The following is a 2,859-nucleotide window of genomic DNA, read 5'->3' on the forward strand; positions in this document are numbered from 1 at the left end:
GGAGTCGCGGACGTGCGCCTGCTGGACGGGCGGACGAAGCGCATCCACCTCGCCGCGTACCGGCTGAAGCATTCGCGCTGGGTGTGGGTGGTGGTCGTGCCCGACGAGCGCGTGGAATCGCTGGTGCGCGCGCTGCTCGCCTGCTTCGAGGCTTCGGGCGGCGTGCCGCTGCGCGTCGTCTTTGACAACCCGAAGACGGTGGTCCTCGGGCGCAACGAGAACGGCCGTCCGCGGTGGAACCCGACGCTGGCGCAGGCGGCCATCGACTACGGCTTCACCATCGAGCTGTGCACGCCCCGGAGCCCTGAGCAGAAGGGCGCGGTGGAGAACCTGGTCGGCTGGGTGAAGAAGAGCTTCTTCCGCGCCCGCCGTTTCGCCGACCTAGAGCACGACCTGCCGCGCCAACTGGTGGAGTGGCTCACGGAGGGCAACGAGCAGCGCCCCTGGCGCGCCACCGGCGTCATTCCCGCCGAGCGCCTGGCGGCGGAGCGGCAGCGCATGAAGCTGCCTCGACGTCGCTCCAGACGAGTACGCCCTGCGCTTTCCCGTCCAGGTGGGGCCCACCGCGATGGTGGAGTTCCAGGGTATCCGCTACGCCATGGCCGGCGGGTGCGTGCGGCAACCCGGCCACGCTGCACCTCTACTCCGACCGCGTGCGGATCACGACTGCCGGCGGCCGCTTCGAGCAGACCCATCCGCGCTTCCCCGCGCGGCAGGACCAGCTATCTCGCCGGCCAGCGCGCCGAGCAACTGGCGGCAGTGGCTGGCGCCCGCAAGCGCCTGTACTTCATGCGCGAGCGCATCCTGGAGCTGGGCCCCGTCGGCGAAGGCTACCTCACCGAGCTGATCCACGCCCGCCCCCACACCTGGAAGGCCGACGTGGAGCGGCTCTTCGCGCTGCCGGAGGAGGTCGGTGAGGCGCTCTTCCTCCGCCTCCTGCAGCGTGCGCTCTTCCAGCGCCTCTACGGCGCCGAGTACGTCGTGCGCATCGCCGCGGAGGTGGCCTCGTGAGCGCCGCCGCCGGCACGGGAGACCTGGACGCCATGCTCAAGCGGCTCCACCTGCCCACCATCCGCCGCCTCCATGCCGAACTCGCCCTGCGCGCCGAGGCGGAAGGGATGAGCTACCGCGACTTCCTTGAGACGCTCGCGGCCGAGGAGATCGCCCACCGCGCCCAGACCCGCATCACCCGCTCCGTGCGCAGGGCGCGCTTGCCGTACCTCCGAACCGTCGAGGAATTCGACTTCACCTTCCAGACCTCGATCCGCATGCAGATGCTGGGCACCCTGCTGGGCCCCGAGCTCGTCACCGAGGGCCGATCCGCCCTCTTCTCCGGCCCGCCCGGACGCGGAAAGACGCACCGGGGCGTCGCCGTCGCGTACCGCGCCCATCCAGAACGGTTTCGAGGCCCGCTTCACCTCCGCCGACGAGCTGATCGGCGCTCTCTCCTACGTCGCACTCACCGGGCGCCCGGAGGAGGCGCTGGGGCCCTACGTCCACCCGCACGTCCTCGTCATCGACGAGCTCGGCTACCAGAGCTACGCCGCCGACGCCGCCAACGTGCTCTTCCGCGTCGTCGGCATCCGACACCTCAAGCGCCGCTCCACCCTCGTCACCACCAACAAGCCTCTGGCGGCGCTCGGGCAGGTGCTGCATGATCCCGATCTCGCTGAGGCCATCCTCGACCGCCTCCTGGAGCGCGGCACCCACTACGTGCTCGCGGCCGATCCTGCCGAACCCGCAACCACAAAGAGGATCTCACGCAAGACGCCATGATTGACGCAGCGTAGCTCCCCCCTGGCACGCCAGAGTTTAGAGAGAAACCGCGTCAGATTTCAGAGAACCCACACCTGCTTCTGGCCGTAGCGAATCCCAGCTGACTTGAACGCCTTCTTCGTCTAAGTAGGTGCTCAAAACTTTTGTCGACTTTCAGGCAGCCAACTTGAGCGTCTGCTCAGGCGTGCGGGAGGTGAAGTATCCGTGGACAGCGTCCACGAGGGCGTCGATGCTGCCGTGCAGTCGATTGGCTGCGACCCGCTGCTTCAGGTACAGCAGACCTTATCGATCGGGTTGTAGCGGTGTCCGCTGTAGGCCGGTAGAAAGAGCAGATGTACCCGAGGGTGCTCCTTCAGCCACTCCCGGACGAGCTTCGCGTGGTGGATGCTCGCGTTGTCCAGCACCAGGTACAGCGGCCGGTCGGGGTAAGCACTCGCCAGCTTCTCCAGGAACGCGATGAAGTCCACCGCCTTCTGCGGAGCGTGATCGCGTAGTGGAGCGCGCCCGTTTCAAGCTCCATCGCCCCGAAGATGCCGCGCTTACGGTTCTGCCCGGGTGTGGCAACGTCCGCCTGCCGGTCGCGCTGCATCCACATCGCCCGCTGTACGGGCATCAGGTGGATGTCGCACTCGTCCAGGCACAGCACCACGGCGTGCGCGGGAGCCGTAAGCAGTGTGCTGCAGATATGCCGCATCTTGCTGTCCGTCTCCGGGTCCTTCGGCAGGACGTGCCGCGGCCGGCGCCAGGCGTAGCCCATCGCATGTACGAGCCGACGTACGCTGCTGCGGCTCAGTTGAAGGCCCAACGCCGTGAACAGATGCATTTGCAGCAGCACCACGGTCCAGAGCGCTACGCCCGCGTACCCGCAGCTCTCGGGACAGGTGTCCATCGCACGCCTCGTGGTTTCCTGGGCGGCCGCGCCGGCGCTGCGCGGTCGTCCCGATCTAGAAGTCTGTTGAAAAACGCTGCGCCTCAGGGTGTGAAGCGGTAGATTGAGGGAGCGAATCTACTGGTGAACTCCTCTTCTGCGTAGAGCGATGCTCGGGCGAAACGACACTCCGCTGGAGCTGTTCCAGATGGTGG

General features: G+C 67.5%; 4 protein-coding genes. 2 read left to right on the top strand and 2 right to left on the bottom strand.

Going from position 1 to position 2,859, the window contains the following annotated elements:
* On the top strand, positions 1–1,011 hold a 1,011-nt coding region (locus VFE05_17990), incomplete at its 5' end, for a DDE-type integrase/transposase/recombinase (GenBank protein HET6231969.1).
* Here VFE05_17990 and VFE05_17995 read toward each other — a convergent pair.
* The gene (locus VFE05_17995; protein ID HET6231970.1) at positions 963–1,418 is read right to left on the bottom strand and encodes a hypothetical protein; all 456 of its coding nucleotides are present in this window, start codon (positions 1,416–1,418) and stop codon (positions 963–965) included. The genes VFE05_17990 and VFE05_17995 overlap by 49 nt on opposite strands.
* 16 nt (positions 1,419–1,434) lie before the next feature.
* On the opposite strand from VFE05_17995, the gene VFE05_18000 reads away from it, so the two are divergent.
* Positions 1,435–1,776 carry an ATP-binding protein gene (locus VFE05_18000; GenBank protein ID HET6231971.1) on the top strand — a complete coding sequence of 114 codons (342 nt, stop codon included), beginning with the start codon at positions 1,435–1,437 and terminating at the stop codon, positions 1,774–1,776.
* Positions 1,777–2,042: 266 nt separating this feature from the next.
* On the opposite strand, the gene VFE05_18005 is transcribed toward VFE05_18000, so the two are convergent.
* Positions 2,043–2,243, bottom strand: coding sequence for a transposase (locus VFE05_18005; protein HET6231972.1), 201 nt, complete (start codon positions 2,241–2,243; stop codon positions 2,043–2,045).
* Positions 2,244–2,859 lie beyond the last annotated feature (616 nt).

Source organism: Longimicrobiaceae bacterium (assembly GCA_035696245.1).
Classification (GTDB): Bacteria; Gemmatimonadota; Gemmatimonadetes; order Longimicrobiales; family Longimicrobiaceae; genus DASRQW01.